Annotated in this window: 18 protein-coding genes; 11 read left to right on the forward strand and 7 right to left on the reverse strand. The window is 72.2% G+C overall.

Annotated elements, in window-relative coordinates; translation table 11 throughout:
* Nucleotides 1-4: 4 nt before the first annotated feature.
* Nucleotides 5-334: an antibiotic biosynthesis monooxygenase family protein gene (locus ACZ3I3_RS32865; protein ID WP_467370974.1), complete on the reverse strand. Its 330-nt coding sequence runs from the start codon at nucleotides 332-334 to the stop codon at nucleotides 5-7.
* Nucleotides 335-448: 114 nt separating this feature from the next.
* Here ACZ3I3_RS32865 and ACZ3I3_RS32870 point away from each other — a divergent pair, with 114 nt between their 5' ends.
* A complete protein-coding gene (locus tag ACZ3I3_RS32870; protein WP_467370975.1) occupies nucleotides 449-1,399 on the forward strand; it encodes a DUF1731 domain-containing protein in 951 nt (316 codons plus the stop codon).
* Between the two features lie 7 nt (nucleotides 1,400-1,406).
* On the opposite strand, the gene ACZ3I3_RS32875 is transcribed toward ACZ3I3_RS32870, so the two are convergent.
* Both ACZ3I3_RS32875 and ACZ3I3_RS32880 read right to left on the reverse strand, forming a co-directional pair.
* Nucleotides 1,407-2,279, reverse strand: a complete 873-nt coding sequence (locus ACZ3I3_RS32875; RefSeq protein ID WP_467370977.1) for an SCO4651 family lipoprotein — start codon at nucleotides 2,277-2,279, stop codon at nucleotides 1,407-1,409.
* A 91-nt stretch (nucleotides 2,280-2,370) separates the two neighbouring features.
* On the reverse strand, nucleotides 2,371-2,517 hold the full coding sequence (locus tag ACZ3I3_RS32880) for a hypothetical protein (protein WP_274813646.1): 147 nt from the start codon (nucleotides 2,515-2,517) through the stop codon (nucleotides 2,371-2,373).
* Between the two features lie 137 nt (nucleotides 2,518-2,654).
* Between ACZ3I3_RS32880 and ACZ3I3_RS32885 the strand changes: the two genes are divergently transcribed.
* Together ACZ3I3_RS32885 and pgm are read left to right on the forward strand one after the other, a co-directional pair.
* On the forward strand, nucleotides 2,655-3,083 hold the full coding sequence (locus ACZ3I3_RS32885; protein WP_399416524.1) for a hypothetical protein: 429 nt from the start codon (nucleotides 2,655-2,657) through the stop codon (nucleotides 3,081-3,083).
* A gap of 237 nt (nucleotides 3,084-3,320) precedes the next feature.
* Nucleotides 3,321-4,961, forward strand: coding sequence for a phosphoglucomutase (alpha-D-glucose-1,6-bisphosphate-dependent) (gene pgm / locus ACZ3I3_RS32890; RefSeq protein ID WP_467370980.1), 1,641 nt, complete (start codon nucleotides 3,321-3,323; stop codon nucleotides 4,959-4,961).
* A 54-nt stretch (nucleotides 4,962-5,015) separates the two neighbouring features.
* On the opposite strand, the gene ACZ3I3_RS32895 is transcribed toward pgm, so the two are convergent.
* Entirely contained in the window at nucleotides 5,016-5,507 is a 492-nt protein-coding gene (locus ACZ3I3_RS32895) for a DUF5949 family protein (RefSeq protein ID WP_467370983.1), read from the reverse strand.
* A 173-nt stretch (nucleotides 5,508-5,680) separates the two neighbouring features.
* Between ACZ3I3_RS32895 and ACZ3I3_RS32900 the strand changes: the two genes are divergently transcribed.
* Complete coding sequence (locus ACZ3I3_RS32900; protein ID WP_399416528.1) at nucleotides 5,681-5,971, forward strand: zinc-ribbon domain-containing protein; 291 nt, start codon at nucleotides 5,681-5,683, stop codon at nucleotides 5,969-5,971.
* Between the two features lie 32 nt (nucleotides 5,972-6,003).
* Here the strand turns inward: ACZ3I3_RS32900 and ACZ3I3_RS32905 are convergent, their stop codons facing one another.
* Complete coding sequence (locus tag ACZ3I3_RS32905) at nucleotides 6,004-6,729, reverse strand: ArsR/SmtB family transcription factor (RefSeq protein WP_467370985.1); 726 nt, start codon at nucleotides 6,727-6,729, stop codon at nucleotides 6,004-6,006.
* Nucleotides 6,730-6,794: 65 nt separating this feature from the next.
* Here ACZ3I3_RS32905 and ACZ3I3_RS32910 point away from each other — a divergent pair, with 65 nt between their 5' ends.
* From ACZ3I3_RS32910 to ACZ3I3_RS32925, 4 genes are all read left to right on the forward strand, one after another.
* Nucleotides 6,795-7,424 carry a flavin reductase family protein gene (locus ACZ3I3_RS32910; protein ID WP_467370986.1) on the forward strand — a complete coding sequence of 210 codons (630 nt, stop codon included), beginning with the start codon at nucleotides 6,795-6,797 and terminating at the stop codon, nucleotides 7,422-7,424.
* Between the two features lie 141 nt (nucleotides 7,425-7,565).
* Nucleotides 7,566-8,048 carry an SRPBCC family protein gene (locus ACZ3I3_RS32915; RefSeq protein WP_388055917.1) on the forward strand — a complete coding sequence of 161 codons (483 nt, stop codon included), beginning with the start codon at nucleotides 7,566-7,568 and terminating at the stop codon, nucleotides 8,046-8,048.
* 239 nt (nucleotides 8,049-8,287) lie between these two features.
* Nucleotides 8,288-9,295 (forward strand): trypsin-like serine peptidase, encoded by a 1,008-nt coding sequence (locus ACZ3I3_RS32920; RefSeq protein ID WP_467370988.1) that lies wholly within the window; start codon nucleotides 8,288-8,290, stop codon nucleotides 9,293-9,295.
* Between the two features lie 120 nt (nucleotides 9,296-9,415).
* Nucleotides 9,416-10,558, forward strand: a complete 1,143-nt coding sequence (locus ACZ3I3_RS32925) for an NADAR family protein (RefSeq protein ID WP_467370990.1) — start codon at nucleotides 9,416-9,418, stop codon at nucleotides 10,556-10,558.
* A 19-nt stretch (nucleotides 10,559-10,577) separates the two neighbouring features.
* On the opposite strand, the gene ACZ3I3_RS32930 is transcribed toward ACZ3I3_RS32925, so the two are convergent.
* On the reverse strand, nucleotides 10,578-11,441 hold the full coding sequence (locus ACZ3I3_RS32930; protein WP_467370992.1) for an LLM class flavin-dependent oxidoreductase: 864 nt from the start codon (nucleotides 11,439-11,441) through the stop codon (nucleotides 10,578-10,580).
* A gap of 256 nt (nucleotides 11,442-11,697) precedes the next feature.
* Here ACZ3I3_RS32930 and ACZ3I3_RS32935 point away from each other — a divergent pair, with 256 nt between their 5' ends.
* Nucleotides 11,698-12,933, forward strand: coding sequence for a glycosyltransferase (locus ACZ3I3_RS32935; RefSeq protein ID WP_467370994.1), 1,236 nt, complete (start codon nucleotides 11,698-11,700; stop codon nucleotides 12,931-12,933).
* Between the two features lie 136 nt (nucleotides 12,934-13,069).
* Here ACZ3I3_RS32935 and ACZ3I3_RS32940 read toward each other — a convergent pair whose 3' ends face one another.
* Nucleotides 13,070-14,098 (reverse strand): LacI family DNA-binding transcriptional regulator, encoded by a 1,029-nt coding sequence (locus ACZ3I3_RS32940; protein WP_467370996.1) that lies wholly within the window; start codon nucleotides 14,096-14,098, stop codon nucleotides 13,070-13,072.
* A 244-nt stretch (nucleotides 14,099-14,342) separates the two neighbouring features.
* Here ACZ3I3_RS32940 and ACZ3I3_RS32945 point away from each other — a divergent pair, with 244 nt between their 5' ends.
* On the forward strand, nucleotides 14,343-15,659 hold the full coding sequence (locus ACZ3I3_RS32945; RefSeq protein ID WP_467370997.1) for an ABC transporter substrate-binding protein: 1,317 nt from the start codon (nucleotides 14,343-14,345) through the stop codon (nucleotides 15,657-15,659).
* A 44-nt stretch (nucleotides 15,660-15,703) separates the two neighbouring features.
* Nucleotides 15,704-16,660 (forward strand): carbohydrate ABC transporter permease, encoded by a 957-nt coding sequence (locus ACZ3I3_RS32950; RefSeq protein ID WP_467370998.1) that lies wholly within the window; start codon nucleotides 15,704-15,706, stop codon nucleotides 16,658-16,660.
* The last annotated feature ends 17 nt before the right edge of the window (nucleotides 16,661-16,677 follow it).

Consider the following 16,677-nt stretch of genomic DNA (forward strand, 5'->3'; position numbering starts at 1 on the left):
GGATTCAGGAGGAGCTCTTCGGCCCCGCCTGCTGCACCACCTCGAACGACCACAGCGTCGAGTCGCTCGCCGCCGGCTTGGGGCGCTCGCCGCCCTCGCCGCCGCCCCGGTGCGCGGCCTTCATCGGTCCCTCCATCCAGGCCTGGAACGACGCCTCGTCACGCCACCGGGTGTAGACGAGGTACGTGTCGGTGCCCTCCACGGGGCGGAGCAGCTCGAACCACTCGAAGCCGTCGGAGCTCTCCACGGTGTGCGCGCGGGAGGCGAACCGCTTCTCCAGCGTCTCCCGCTGCTCGGCGGGCACGGTCAGCACATTGATCTTGACTACGCTCATGGGCCCCATCTTGCCCGATGGCGCATCCGCACAGGCCAAGGCCGACGCCATCGAGAGTTTTGAACGCGTTCAAATATGGGCTAGGGTCGTTCCCACACGTCGAGGGGGAGTGACATGAAGATCGTGATGCCCGGCGGGACCGGGCAGGTCGGCACAGTCCTGAAGCGCGCGCTGAGCGCGGCCGGACACGACGTCGTGGTGCTGAGCAGGCGCCCACGGCTGCAGGGCGAAGTGCACTGGGACGGCGCGACCCCGGGGCCGTGGGCGGAGGAGATCGACGGCAGCGATGTCGTGGTCAACCTGGCCGGCCGGAGCGTCAACTGCCGCTACACCCCCGCCAACCTCCGGGAGATGATGGACTCGCGGGTCCACTCCGCCCGGGTCGTGGGCGAGGCGATCGCCGCGGCCGCCCGGCCGCCCCGGGTCTGGCTCCAGATGAGCACCGCGACCGTCTACGCCCACCGCTACGACGCGCCGAACGACGAGGCCACCGGCGTGATCGGCGGCAGCGAACCCGACGCCCCCGGCTACTGGTCCTACAGCGTCGACATCGCCAAGGCCTGGGAGCGGGAGCAGGAGACGGCCGATACCCCGCACACCCGGAAGGTGGCCCTGCGCGCCGCCATGGTGATGAGCCCCGACCGCGGCGGCGTCTTCGACGTCCTGCTGCGGCTGGCCCGGCTGGGCCTCGGCGGCCCCGTCGCCGGCGGCGCACAGTACGTGTCGTGGATCCACGACCAGGACTTCGTCCGGGCGGTCGAGTTCCTCGTCGCCCGGGACGACATCACAGGGCCGGTCAATCTCGCCGCTCCCGGGCCCCTGCCGCAGCGCGACTTCATGCGCGCCCTGCGGGCCGCGTGGGGCGTCCCGGTGGGCCTGCCCGCGACGCGCTGGATGGCCGGGGCCGGCGCCTTCGTCCTGCGCTCGGACACCGAACTGCTGCTGAAGAGCCGCCGCGTCGTCCCCGGCCGCCTCCTGGACGCGGGCTTCACGTTCGGGCTCCCCGACTGGCCGGCGGCCGCGGACGACCTCGTACGGCGGTTCCACAGCCGTGGCGTGGGGTGAGCCCGGGTCAGCCCTGTTTCCCGTCCTGCTCCAGGGCCTTGCCGGTCATGTCGGTGACCTGCCCGGCCGGGGGCGCGTCCGCCTCCACGTCGGTGCCGAAGTCGGTGAAGTCGGTGGCCGTGCGCACCGTGACCTTCCGGGGCGAGGACGAGGCGTCCGTGGAGGACCGTTCCGTCGACCCCGGTGCCGCCTTGAGGGTCATGTCGATCTGCTGACGGCGCATGCGGCCCTCTTCGTCCAGCCACACATCCATCGGGAGGGTCGGGCCGACCTGCTGCCGCAGCGCATCACCGCCCGGCAGCTTCGCGACGTCGACGGAGACGCGGTACCGCGTGGTCTCGACGCCGTCGATCGTGGCCGTGCCCTTCTTGGTCACGTCCTTGTCGGTGATCGCCTTCGCGTACGCCGCGGACTGCGCCGGATCGCTCATGGACCGGTCGCCCGAGCCCTGCTGTGCGGAGACCTTCCCCAGGTCGATCTTGATCCAGGGCTTCCCGCCCGGCGCCTGCCCCTTCGGCATCTTCTGGTACAGCACCTGATCGACCACGCGCTGCTCGATCCGCTGCCCCTGCACCGTGAGCGTCACGACGCTGTCGCCGTCGTCCAGGTCCACGGCGCCCTGCCCGTTCGCGGTCTCCGAGGCGCCCTGGGCCGAGGTCTGCACCCGCAGCCTCACCTTGGCGGTGTCCTCCTCGGCCGTCCTGTCGTAGGCCGAGCGCACCGCCTGTGTGCCCTGCTCCTGCGCGTTGCCCTGCGCCGAGGAATCCCCGGCGCCGTCACCCGTGCCGTCGTCGTCGCCGCAGCCGGCCAGCACCGTGCCGGCCAGCACACCGGCGACGCCTAAGGCACAGACCTTCCTGCCGTTCCCTGCCCTGCGCATCGAACCAGCTCCTCTCAGGTGTGGTGCGACCCAAGTGCCCCTGCCGGGCATGAACACACGCGTGTGTTCGAGGAGTTGGTTTCCGGCCCGGTCAGCGGCGTCCGCGGAGCTTCCCCAGCAGCCGCTGGGCCTGGGCCCGTTTGCGGGGATCGGCGGCGGCCCGCCGTGCCTGCTCGACCGCCCGCCGCCCCTGCGGGCTCCGGGCGAACTGCTTGATGCGATTCAGGATGCCGGCCATGGTGCACTCCCTCGTGTTCTGACGTCGTCTTGCCTGTAGCTCGCTTACCCCTCCGACGAGGTGCTCAGCCCTGCGCCCGCCCGGACGGTGCGCGGCCGAACGTGTTTGCCGCGGGAGTCAGAGGCAAGTCGGAGTCCATGACTGAAGAGAACAAGCGCACGAATCAGAAGCCGACCACCATACGGGCGACGGAGTCCAAGGCCCGTCGCACGGCGGACAAGGCGACCGCGCCGGCGACCCAGGCCGCCAAGCGCGCGACCACGAAGGCCGATGACGCGGCGTCAGCCGTCAAGGCCGGCGCCGAGCGCTCCGCAGAGACGACGACGGCGGCCGTGCAGACCGCGGCCAAGGGAGTCGAGGCGGGCCGCCAGGCGGTCGTCGCGGCCTCCGGCCAGGTCGCCGCCACCGCGAAGACCGCCTGGACGGTGATCGCCCACCGCAAGGCCGTCGCCGCGGGCGTCGGGGCCGGCCTGACCGCCCTGACCGCCGCGTCGTACGCGGTGGGACGCCGCGCGGAGCGCCAGGCGTACGGCCCGCTCACCCGGCTCACCGGCGGGCGGATCTGACCCGAGGCCAGGGCGCCGGCGAAGCGCCCACCAGGAGGAAGGCGGCGCGGCGCATCACCGGGAGTCCCGGTGGTACGCGGCGCCGCCTCCTCGTGGTGCGTGCCGCGGTCCGGCGGTTCGCCGCGTGGCCTGGCGCACATCCGGCACTCACAGCGGTGCCCCTCTCGCGCGTCACGGCTGTGACGAGGAAGGATGAGTGCGCAAGCGAAGGATCACACCACGTGGAGGAGCGGGCCCATGCAGCACGAGCGAGCGGGCAGTCCGGCCGGTCCCGAAGATCTCATCGACGTCGCTCGGCTGGTCACCGCGTACTACGCGCTCCATCCCGACCTGGACGACCCGGGGCAGCGCGTCACGTTCGGAACCTCCGGACACCGCGGAACCTCACTGGCCGGCGCGTTCAACGACGACCACATCGCCGCCACCAGCCAGGCCATCTGCGAGTACCGCGCGGCCCAGGGCACCGACGGCCCGCTGTTCCTGGGCGCCGACACCCACGCCCTGTCGGAGCCCGCGCGGGTCACCGCGCTGGAGGTGTTCGCCGCCAACGAGGTGACGGTGCTGATCGACGAAGCGGACGGCTACACGCCGACCCCGGCGGTCTCGCACGCCATCCTCACCCACAACCGCGGGCGCACCACCGGCCTCGCGGACGGTGTCGTCGTCACCCCGTCCCACAACCCGCCCGCCGACGGAGGGTTCAAGTACAACCCGCCCAGCGGCGGGCCCGCCGCCTCCGACGCGACCTCCTGGATCCAGGACCGGGCGAACGAGATCATCCGCGGCGGCCTGAAGGACGTACGACGCATCCCCCACGCCCGGGCCCTCGCCGCGGCCACCACCGGCCGCTACGACTTCCTGGGCACCTACGTCACCGACCTGCCCGGCGTGCTCGACCTGGACGCGATCCGCGCGGCGGGCGTGCGCATCGGGGCGGACCCGCTGGGCGGGGCGTCCGTCGCCTACTGGGGCCGGATCGCCGAACAGCACCGCCTCGACCTCACCGTGGTCAACCCGCACACCGACCCCACCTGGCGGTTCATGACGCTGGACTGGGACGGCAAGATCCGCATGGACTGCTCGTCGCCGTACGCGATGGCCTCGCTCATCGAACAGCGCGACCGCTTCGACGTCGCCACCGGCAACGACGCCGACGCCGACCGGCACGGCATCGTCACCCCCGACGCGGGCCTGATGAACCCCAACCACTACCTCGCCGTCGCCATCTCCTACCTGTACGCCCACCGCGACCGCTGGCCCGCGGCCGCCGGCGTCGGCAAGACCCTGGTCTCCTCCGCCATGATCGACCGGGTCGCCGCCGACCTCGGCCGCGAACTGGCCGAGGTGCCCGTCGGGTTCAAGTGGTTCGTGGACGGGCTGGTCGACGGCACCATCGGCTTCGGCGGGGAGGAGTCGGCCGGGGCGTCCTTCCTGCGCCGGGACGGCTCCGTGTGGACCACCGACAAGGACGGCATCATCCTGGCGCTGCTCGCCTCCGAGATCACCGCGGTCACCGGGAAGACCCCCTCGGAGCACTACGCCGCGCTCACCGCCCGCTTCGGCGAACCGGCGTACGCGCGGATCGACGCCCCGGCGTCCCGCGAGGAGAAGGCCCTGCTCGCCAAGCTCTCCCCGGCCCAGGTCAGCGCGAACACCCTGGCCGGGGACGCCGTCACCGCTGTGCTCACCGAGGCCCCCGGCAACGGCGCACCCATCGGCGGCATCAAGGTGACCACCGACAACGCCTGGTTCGCGGCCCGCCCCTCGGGCACCGAGGACGTCTACAAGATCTACGCCGAGTCCTTCCGCGGCCCCGACCACCTCCGCCAGGTCCAGGAGGAGGCCAAGACCGTGGTGCTGACGGCGCTTTCCAGCTGAGCACCGGCACGCCACGGCCCGGGCCACCCCACGGTGGCCCGGGCCGGGCGGGCTTCAGCTCCGCAGGCTGCGGGCGGGCAGGACGACGTGCGCCGCCGAGGTGAGCACGTCGTCGTCGGACGTGAAGGCGGCCAGCGTCTCGACGTCGCCGGGCTCGGCGCCCTCCGGCCACGGCCGGGTGGCGAAGATGAGGTAGGCGTACCCGAGCTTGCCCACGGCGTCCAGCCAGGTCTCCGGCGGGACGAACTGGGACTTGAGATGCTTCACGGTCAGGACGGCCGACCCGGGCACGACGAGCAGTGCGACCGGCAGACTCGGCCGCTGGGTCGCGTGGACGAGGCCCTCGCCCGGAGGGAGGCCGGCGTCGGTCAGCAACTGCTCGATGGCCTTCGACGTGGCCTCCGGGCCGTTCGCACCGTCTCCGAGGGAGCAGGCCAGGAGGTACGGAACGTCCCCGTCGGGGGTCGTGCTCCGCCAGGACAGGACGACGAGGGAGCCCAGGTCGTCGGTGTGCACGGACTGCGTTTCGGGTGAGATCGAGGTCACCGCGGAACCGTATCGGCGCACCGGGCGGCCCCCGGCCCGCCGTCACCCGACTGGACCACGCCCCGCAGGGCTCTCCACACGAACGAGGGCACATCTCCCGTGGACACCGGCTCGTCGGGGCGGACCGCGATACAGGACACTGGAGGAAGATCCGACCCGGGAAGGACCGTCACGTGATCATCTTCGGCACCAAGGGGTACCTGTACCAGCTGGCGATACTGACGCTGGTCTGCGGCCAGTGCGGCAACCCCGCCGCGCACACGCTCAGGAAGCGCGTCACGAAGTTCACGCTGTTCTTCGTGCCGCTGTTCCCGATCTCGACGAAGCACCTCACGCAGTGCACCTTCTGCGGTGCGGAACAGAAGGTGACCAAGGAACAGGCGGAGCAGCTGCAGGCCCAGAGCGCGAGCGGCGACGGCGGCCAGACCTACGGGCAGCCGCAGCAGCAGCAGCACCGGTTCTGAGCCCGGCCGGGCTTCCCGGGGCGGGGAGGTGCTCAGCCGGTGCTGAGCGCCTCGTCCGCCAGGCCCAGGTGCCGTCGGAGGGCGTCGCGCCCCTGCTCCGTCAGGCGCACGACGCGGGAGCCGTCGCCCGGCACGAGCCAGGACGCCTCCAGCGCGCGGTGGAACAGGGCCGCGGCGACCGCGCCCGCCAGGTGCGGTCGCTGCTCCGTCCAGTCCAGGCAGGTCCGCACATGCGGACGCCCCGCCGCTCCCGCCGCCTCGTCCGTGATCCCGAGGCGTGTCAGCCATGCCGTGCCCGACGCGGTGAGCGCCGGGCCGGACTCCCAGGACAGCAGCCCGCGAGCGGTCATGGCATCGGTCATCGCCACGGCGAGGGAGCCGCCGAGATGGTCGTAACAGACACGGGCGAAGCCGACGCCGCGGTGCCGCCGGGCGGCGGTGAGCGAACGGACCGGGACCCGCCGGCGCGGCGCCCTGGCCGCCAGCGCCTCGATCATCTCCGCGATGCCCGAGTCGGCCAGTCGCACATAGCGGTGCCGCCCCCGGCGCTCCTGAGCCAGCAGACCACCGGCCACCAGCCGGTTCAGATGGCTCGTGGCCGTGGACGGCGCGACACCGGCGAGGCGGGCCACCTCGGAGGCCGTCCAGGCACGGCCGTCGAGCAGGGCGAGGCAGATCGCGGCGCGCGTGGAATCGGCCAGCAGCGCCCCCAGCGAGGCGAGATCCGGTTCTTCGGCATGGACGTCGGGACTGGTCACCGGCCGATTGTCCCCGGCCGACACTTCGACGCGCATCGAAACGTCCCGCCCGTAGCGTCTGGGTCATGACGACCGACACCCACCGAGTGATCCGGCCGAGCGTCCTCTACTTCGGCACGCCCGTCGTGCTGCTGACCAGCGAGAACGACGACGGCACCTGCAATCTCGCCCCGATCTCCTCCGCCTGGGCCCTGGGGCAGCACATCGTCCTGGGCATCGGCAGCGAGAGCCGGACCGTGCGCAACCTCGTCGAGCGCCCGGAACTCGTGATCAACGTCGCCTCGCCCGAGCTGTGGGAGCACGTGGAACGCCTCGCACCGCTCACCGGTGCCGATCCGGTGCCCGAGGCCAAGCGGGCGCTGTACCGCTACGAGCCGGACAAGTTCGCCGCGGCCGGGCTCACCCCGGCCGCCGCCGACCTCGTGAAGCCGCCGCGCGTCGCCGAGTGCGCTCTCCAGCTGGAGGCACGGGCCGCCGCGCTGACCCCCGGCGGAGCGGGCCGCTTCTTCAGCGTCGAGTGCGAGGTCCTGCGCGTCCACGCCGCCGACCGCGTCGTCGTACCCGGCACCCACCACATCGACCCGGCCGTCTGGAGCCCGCTCATCTACAACTTCCGCCACTACCACGGCCTGGCTCCCGAGGTCGGCCACGGCTTCCGCTCGGAGACGGCCGCGGCCGCCGCCTCCGCCGTCTGACCCGCCCGCACCCTGCCTTTGCGGGACGGCACCGAACCGTGTGGGAACCGGATGATCCCGGGTACTCGTCCGCCACGGGCCCGGACCTGTGTGTGGGCCGATGGGCCTCCAGCAGTCGATCAGGAAAACGGAGGCATGCAGATGAGCACCGTGAAGGAAACCGTGGAAGTCGACGTCCCCATCCACACTGCCTACAACCAGTGGACGCAGTTCGAGGAGTTCCCGAACTTCATGGAGGGCGTCGAGGAGGTAAGGCAGCTCGACGACCGTCACAACCACTGGACGACCAAGGTCGCCGGAGTGCGGCGCGAGTTCGACACCGAGATCGTCGACCAGCTGCCCGACGAGCGCGTCACCTGGCGCACGACCAGCGGAGACACCCACCAGAAGGGCACGGTCCGCTTCCAGCGCCTGGACGACACCCACACCCGGGTGGAGCTCGTGATGGACGTCGAGCCCAGCGGAGCCGTGGAAAAGGCCGGCGACATGCTCGGCGCGATCGACCGCCAGATCAAGGGCGACATGAAGCGCTTCAAGCAGTACATCGAGAAGCGCGGTGGTGAGTCCGGCGCCTGGCGCGGCCGCATCCAGCCCGGCGGCGAGACCGGCCCCACCCCCCTCTGACACCCAGGGCCCCGGGCTCACGGACCCGGCCTCCACCCCAACCGGTGGAGGCCGGGTCCCTTTGTGCCCGCTTCCGTGTCCTTGACGCGGGGAACCTGTGGCGTTTCGGCCATCTCGGTGACATGCACCTGTCCAAATCGGTCTCCTGGTGGCACGCTGCCCTCTGATTCGCAGCGACACCCCTGCCTGACCGGGTGGATGAGCCCCGCCATCCGGCCCCCACAGCAGAAGGAGACCGCGTGACAGGCACACTCCGTAGCCTTCGCTCCTGCGGCAGCGGCACCCGCGTTCGGCCCACCCTCCTCGGCGCACTCGCCGGCGTCGCCGCGCTGCTGGCGACCGGCGTCGTCGCCGCACCGGCGAGCGCCGCGCCCGACCCCGGAGCCGTGGGGCCCTCGGCGAGGGAACGCGCCCTCGCCTTCTGGACCCCGCAGCGGATGCGCGAGGCCACCCCGCTCGACGTCCTGTCCGTCGACCGTTCCGACGTGCGGGCCTCGGCACCCCGCAAGGGCAAGGCGACCGTCGTGGCACCCAGCACGCCCGCCGCCGACTCCGGCCCCCTGGCGATACCGAACGGCGGCGGCCCCTGGACCGGGGGCGGCGCGGTGACCAAGACCGCGGGGCGGGTGTTCTTCACCTACCAGGGCCGCACCGCCTCCTGCTCCGGCAACGCCGTCACCAGCGCCAACAAGAGCACCGTGATGACCGCGGGCCACTGCGTGAAGCTGGAGGGGGCCTGGCACACCAACTGGGTGTTCGCTCCCGGCTACCACGACGGACAGACCCCGTACGGCACCTGGACGGCGTCCAAGACCCTCGCCACGCCGCAGTGGACCGCCAGTGAGGACATCAACTACGACATCGGCGCGGCCGTGGTCGCCCCGCTGGACGGAAAGAAGCTGACCGATGTCGTCGGCGGCCAGGGCCTGGCCTTCAACACCGGCTACAACAAGGCCATGTACGCCTTCGGCTTCCCGGCCGCCGCTCCCTACGACGGGCAGAAGTTCATCTACTGCAGCGGTACCACCTACCGCGACTTCCTGCTCTCCAGCGACCACGGTCTGACCTGCAACATGACCGGTGGATCGAGCGGCGGCCCGTGGTTCACCCAGTTCAACGAGGCCACCGGGACCGGGCTGCAGTCCTCGGTGAACAGCTTCAAGTACAACTTCCTGCCCAACGCCATGTACGGCCCGTACTTCGGCGCGGACGCGCAGAACCTGTACCAGAGCGCCCAGTCGTCCTGAGCCACCGGCCATCCGGGAGCCGGGTCCTCCGTCCGGCGGTGGGGAGGACCCGGCTTTCGGGCGCCGCAGTGCGGCAAGCAAACACGTTGCGCCAGCCGGTGGTTCCGACACAATGCCGGGATGATCGGCAACCGCATCACCTACCGCATGGCGGACGGCGTCCGCGTCCCCGGAACCTGGCGACACGCCTTCATCCGCAACGGCGACTACTTCCTCACCGACCTGTTCATCTACGCGGACGGGCTGATCAACTGCTGGGGCCTGGTCACCCTGGAGGAGTTCGCGGAGAAGTTGCGCCGCGGCTGGGTCGCCACCGAACTCCCGGACGGCGCAAGGGTGTCCGCCCATGAGCTGGCCGTGTGGCGGTTCAGCGAGCCGCGCACCTGGCTCACGCCCGAGCTGCTGCTGGCCGAGGTCCGGGACACCATCGACCAGCTCAACGGACGCCCGGACTCCACGGACCGCTGCCTGGCCGCCGTCGACGCGTTCCTCGCCGACCGGACCGAGGAGAACCGGTCCGCCGCCCGCGCCGCCTACCTGGCCATCCCCGAGACCCAACGCCACTACGCGCTCGGCGACATGGACCGCAAGGACTGGCCGCTCCGGGTCCTGGTGACCGGACCCGGCGAGCACCTGGACGGCGCCCCGACCGGCGAGCCGGTCTCGCGGGAGGCGTACGACGAGGCGATCGCCTACTTCGAGGACCGGGCCAAGTGGATCGGCGAACGGTCCGCGCGGGTCCCGGCGGACGGACCCGCGACACCGGTCGCCCCCGCGATCCACCTGTACGAGAGCTATTCCCGCACGCCCTCGGACGACCCGGGCACGAAGGCCCTCCGCAACGACTACCCCGCCCCCGTCCCGGCCGACGGCGTCACCTACCCCTCCGTCGCCCACGCGTACTGGGCCCTCTCCACCACGGACCCCGGTGCCCGGGCCGCCATCAGGGACGCGGACACCGGATACGCCGCCCGGAACACGGCGGCCGGCGCTCCCCGGCGCGACGGGTGGGACCAGGCCCGCACCGCCGTCATGACCGCCCTGCTGAGGGCCAAGTACACCCGGCACCCGGCCCTCGCCCGGATCCTCCTGGACACCCGTGACGCCACACTCGTCTACGACGACTCCGACTCCGGCTACTGGGGCGACAAGGGCGGCCGCGGCCGGAACTGGACGGGCCGCCTCCTGGAACTCGTCCGTTCCGAACTCCGTGCCGAGCAGGCCGGAATCACCCTCCCGGAACCGGCCACCACACCAGGGTGAGCGACGGTGCGCCGGCGGTTCAGCCGGTCGCCTCGGCGAGCAGCCCCACCTGCTCCGGCCCCGAGGCCGCCGGTACGAAGATGAGCTCGTCACAGCCGGCCGCGGCGAACGCGTCGGCGTACGACGCCACCATCTCCGCGCTCACCGCGGCACTCGCCGCGACCTGCGCGGCGGCGTCGCCGAGGAACCCGTAGTAGTGCTGGAGATAGCCGTCCGCGTGTGCCCGGGCGTCCGGGCCGAGCGCGAAGTACGCCAGCGCCAGTTTGCGCGGCGCGCCGGTACGCCCCGCCTCCTTCCACGCGGTGTCGATGCCGGCCGAGGCCTCCGCGAACATCTCCGGCGTACCACCGCCCATGATCCAGCCGTCGGCCAGCCGGGCCACCCGCCGGAAACTGACCGGGGTCGAACCGCCCAGGATGAGCTCCGGACCACCCTCGCGCACAGGCTCCGGCCCGATCGCACCGGCCAGGCCCCGCTCCTCGCCCGCCCAGACGCGTTTCATCTCCGTCAGCTGGTCCTCAAGGCGGCGCCCCCTGCCGTCGGTGGACAGACCGCTCGCGGCGAAGTCGTCGTCACGCCCGCCCAGCCCCACACCGAGCACGAACCGCCCCCCGGAGAGCCGGTCGAGCGAGGCCGCCTGCTTCGCCAGCAGCGCGCTGTTCGTGTACAGCGGCCCCAGCAGCACACTCGTCGTCAGCCGGATCCGGCTGGTGACCGCAGCGGCCGCACTCAGCGCGACCAGCTCCTCGTACCCCGGGTAGACCAGCCGCCCGATCGTCCCGAGCGTGCTGAACCCCGCCTCCTCGGCCCGCCGGGCCCACTCCACCAGAACCGAACCCTCGGTCCCGGGAACGGTGTTGGGAAGGCCTATACCGATGTCCATGTCCACCTCCGGCTTGAGAGGGGGATCACCTACCCACCCGGTGCCGGGCGAACCGGATGTGACGCATCGACCACAGAGGGAGGGATTCCACGCCGTGTGGCCCGAGGGGCGGCCGCGCGAGGCGTACGGGGACATGAACGAGGCCCCGCCCGCTCACCCGCCCTTCACCGCCCCGGGCATCACCCGCACCGGCGATTCTCGGACGCCGGGCGCGGTACACCGCGTGTCGCCCGCCCGGCCGGTCCACACTGGGTCCATGCGCGTGGTGATCATGACGGCTGGATCGCGCGGCGACGTCGCGCCGTACACCGGGCTGGGAGCGGGGCTGGCGCGGAACGGGCATGAGGTCACGCTCGTCACCCACGGCCGGTTCGAGCCGCTGGCCGCCGGTTCCGGAGTGCGGTTCCATCCCACCCCGGTCGACCCGCACGCCGTGTCCCACTCCGACCGCGGACGCAGCCTGCACGCCAGCACCACCGGGCTCGGCAAACTGCTGCGCGCGGCGAGGATGGCACGGTCCGCGGCCGAGGAGATGACCGACGCCCTGGTCCAGGCGGCCCGCGGCGCGGACGTCGTCCTGGCCGCCGGTGCCGTGGCACCGCTCGGCGTCGCCATCGCCGAGGGCCTGGCCCTGCCCAGCCTGGGACTGTTCCTCCAACCCCAGCACCCGACACGCGAGTTCGGCGCGCCGATGCTCGGCGGACGCTCGCTCGGCGCCATGGGCAACCGCCTGGGCGGAGTGGCCGTCGCCGCCGCCGTCGACGGGGTCTTCACCCAGGCCATGCGCCGGCTGCGCACCCGGCACGGCATGACCCTGCCCGGCACGGCCGCGCTCCGCCGGGCCCACGAGCGGGCACGGTGGCCCGTGCTGCACGGATTCAGCGAACTGGTGGTGCCGCGCCCCCGGGACTGGCGGCCCGGACTGGAGATCTCCGGGTACTGGTGGCCGTACGACACCCGTACGCTGCCCCGGGAGTTGGAGGAGTTCCTCGCCGCCGGACCCGCCCCGGTCTTCGTCGGCCTGGGCAGCGCCACCGTGCCGGACCCCGAGCGCCTCAGCGGCGAGATCGTCCGCGCCCTGCGGACGGCGGGACTGCGCGGCGTGATCCAGCAGGGGTGGGCGGGCCTCGCCGCCGACGATGTGATCACGGTCGGCGACGTACCGCACGCGCCGCTGTTTCCCCGGATGGCCGCCGTGGTCCACCACGCCGGGGCCGGCACCACCGCCGCCGTCCTGCGCGCGGGCGTCCCCACCGTGCCGGTGCCCGTGCAGTTCGACGGCGGCTTCTGGGCGGCCCGTCTCGTCGCCCTGGGCACCGCGCCCCGCGCAGTCCCGCTGCGCCACCTCACCGCCGAGACCCTCGCCCCCGCCCTGCGCCGCGCCACGAGCGACCCCGCCCACCGCCACCGCGCCCAGGCCCTGGCACACCGGCTGGCCGAGGAGGACGGTGTGGCACCGGTCCTGGCCGCGCTCGACCGACTCGCCCCGTGACCGATCACCCTCGCCCCGTGCCGGGCGTCCTCGCCCCGTGACCGATGACCCTCGCCCCGTGCTGGGCGCCCTCGCCCTGTGCCCGGGCGCTCTCTCCCCGCGCCCGGTCACCCTCGCTCCATGACTGCTCACCAGCTCATGTCAGCGGCACCGTCGATCCCCTGATCACCACCCGGCAGGGCAGCGTCTCGACTCCCGACCGCCGCGTGCCGGCGATCGCCGTGAACAGGGCGTGCGCCGCCGCCCGGCCGACCTGTTCCAGGTTCATGTCGACACTGGTCAGCGGCGGCCGGGACGCCGACGTCAGGACCCGCCAGTTGTCGAAGCCCATCACCGCCACGTCCTCCGGGACCCGACGGCCGCGCTCGCGCAGCATGTCCATCACGCCCCGGGCGATCTGGTCGCTGCCGCACAGCACGGCATCCACCTCCGGATGGCGGTCGAGCAGCATCGCGGTGGCCGCACGGCCCCAGCCCTCCGACCACGCCCCGAAGCCCGGCTCGCCGACCAGCGTCAGTCCGGCGTCGGCGAGCGCGGCCCGGGCGCCCTCGGCCCGCTCCCGCGCCGCGGCGTACCCGGGGTCACCGGTGATGTGGGCGATCCGGGTACGGCCGCAGGCCAGCAGGTGGTCGACCGCGAGGCGGCCCGCGCCGACGCTGTCCGGGACGATGGACAGATCCTCCGGATCCTCCGACGGCGCGTACGCGTAGACGACGGGGACGGGCAGTTCCCGGCCCAGGGACGGACGCGGATCGGTCCGGCTGCCGACCACGATGAGGCCGTCGACCCGGCGGCCCAGCAACGCGCGGACATGGTGCTGTTCGCGGATCGCGTCCCCCCGGGCGTCACACAGGAACACCGCGACCTCGCCCGCTCCGAAGGCGTCCTCGGCACCCATCAGTATCGGGATGCTGAACCGGCCCTCCAGGTCGCTGGTGAGCAGCCCCACCGTGCCCGTGCGCCCGGCCAGCAGGCCGCGGGCCACCTGGTTGGGCCGGAAGGCCAGCCGCTCGGCCGCCTCGACGACCCGCTGTCTGGTCTCCGCCCGCACCTGGCTGCGGCCGTTGAGGGCCTTGGACGCCGTGGCGATCGAGACGCCCGCCAGCCGGGCGACATCGCTGAGCGTGGCCGGCTGCGAACGAGCGGGGCGGGTGGCCTCTGCCATGGGTGTTCTCCTGTCTCGTCTCGCGTTCCACACTACGCGAGGCGTTTCGGTCAAGAGACTCTCAGTGGTTTCGGTGATGGGCCAAGGCCCGTCTGCTACAGGGGGATTGACGGGTGGTGAGTCGAGTTCTAGCGTCTCAGAAAGCCTTTTCGGTTTCTTTCCGTCGCTCAGCTCAGTGCCACCACAGCCATCGTCCCGACCGGCAGGCCCGCGCACGGTCCGCCGCGACACGAGGGGATCGACCATGGGGAGCACGGCCGGACCACGTGGACACCTGCGCCGCCTTGTCACCGGCATCACCGCGCTGCTCGCCGCCGCGAGCCTGATGACGGCCTGCGGGTCGGGGGACGGTGGCTCGGGCGGCGGGGGAGGAGGGGGAGCGGCGAACGCCAACGGCGTCGACGACGGCACGAAACTGACGATGTGGACGCGTGCGGCGACCCGGCCGCAGAGCGAGGCCCTGGTCGAGGCGTACAACGCGAGCCACAAGAACAAGATCGAGCTGACGGTCGTCCCCACCGACGACTACCAGGCCAAGGTCGGCGCGGCGGCCGGATCCAAGGACCTGCCCGACCTGTTCGCCTCCGACGTCGTGTTCGTGCCCAACTACACCTCCAGCGGCCTCTTCGCGGACCTCACCGAACGCATCGCCGCCCTGCCGTTCGCCGAGCACCTCGCCCCGTCGCACATCAAGGCAGGCACGTACGAGGACAAGAAGTACGTCGTCCCGCACACCCTCGATCTTTCGGTGCTCTTCTACAACAAGGACCTCTACCGGAAGGCGAAGCTCGACCCCGAGAAGCCGCCCGCCACCCTGCGCGAGTGGGACCGGCAGGCCCGGGCCGTGGACGCGCTGGGCGGCGGCGTCGACGGCACGTTCTTCGGCGGCAACTGCGGCGGTTGCGGCGTCTTCACCTGGTGGCCGTCCGTCTGGGCGGCAGGCGAGGACGTCCTGAACAAGGAGGGCACCGAGGCGCATCTCGCCTCCGGCACCGCCAAGAAGGTCTACGACACCTACCGCGGCTGGGTGCGCGACGACATCGTCGCTCCCGGCGCGCGCGACGAGACGGGCACGACCTGGACCGGCGTCTTCCCGAAGGGCAAGGTCGGCGTGATGCCCATGCCGTCCACCACCCTCGGGCTCATGCCCGAGGACCTGGACCTCGGTGTCGCCCCCATCCCCGGACCCGACGGCGGCAAGTCCACCTTCGTCGGCGGCGACGCCATCGGCATCTCCGCCACCAGCGAATCGGCGGACCAGGCCTGGAACTTCCTCGCCTGGTCCCTGGGCGACAAGGCCCAGGTGGACGTGGTCGCCGCGCACAAGGACGTGGTGGCCCGCACCGACCTCGCGTCCAACAAGCACTCGAAGGCCGACCCGCGCCTGGTCACCATCAACGAACTCGTCGCGCACGGCCGCACCCCGTACGCCCTGAAGTTCGGCCAGACCTTCAACGACCCCAACGGGCCGTGGCTGGCCCTGATGCGGGGCGCGGTCTTCGGCGACGGGACGTCCGTCGCGAAGGACAACGAGGCGGTCACCGCCTCACTCGCGGACTGAGCGACCGGCCCCGCCCCTCCCACGTCGCACGGTAGAGGAGAGCCATGCAGGTCAAGGCGCCCGACCGAACGGCCGCCGAACCCCGAGTACCACCCCGACGCCCGGCCCCGGCGGCCGCCCCGCCCTGGTGGCGGTCCCGCAGGGCCAAGGGCCTGGCCTACGCGGCCCCCACGGCCGTCTTCGTCGCCGTGTTCTTCCTGCTGCCGCTGCTGCTCGTCGGGCAGATGTCGCTCAGCGACTGGCCGCTGCTGGCGGGAGACCGCGGCCTCAACGCCCCCGAGAACTACAGCGACATCACCGGCAGCACCCTGTTCTGGCCCGCGATCCGCTTCACGCTCCTCTACACCGTGATCGTCACGGCCGTACTCCTCGCCCTGGCGCTGGGTCTCGCCCTGCTCGTGCAGGAATCCCGCCCCGGAGCCGGGTTCTTCCGAACGGTCTACTTCCTGCCCAGCGCCCTCGGACTGGCCTCCGCCTCCCTGCTGTTCTGGGGCCTGTACAGCCCCACCACCGGCCCCCTCAGCCGCCTGCTGGAGAAATCCGGCCTGGTCGGCGACCCCGTGTCCTTCCTCGGCAGCCCGACCTCGGCCCTGCTGTCGACGGTCTTCCTCATCGTCTGGAAGTTCGCCGGCTTCTACATGCTCATCCTGCTCGTCGGGCTCCAGCGCATCCCGCACGAGGTGTACGAGGCGGCCCGGATGGACGGCGCGAGCCGCGGCCAGATCTTCCGCTCGATCACCCTGCCGCTGCTGCGGCCCTCCCTCGCCCTGTGCCTGCTGCTGTGCGTGACCGGCTCCCTGCTCGCCTTCGACCAGTTCTTCATCCTCACCAAGGGCGGACCGGACAACAGCACCGTCACCGTCGTCCAGCTGATCTACCGGGAGGCCTTCCAACGGCTGAACCTCGGCACCGCGGCCGCCCTGTCGATCGTCGTCCTGGCCGCGCTGCTCCTGCTGAACGCCCTGCAGTTCCGCGGCCTGCGCCACGCCGACGACTCATGACCCCCGCCGCACCCAGA

The sequence above is a fragment of the Streptomyces sp. NPDC016851 genome, from assembly GCF_055562795.1.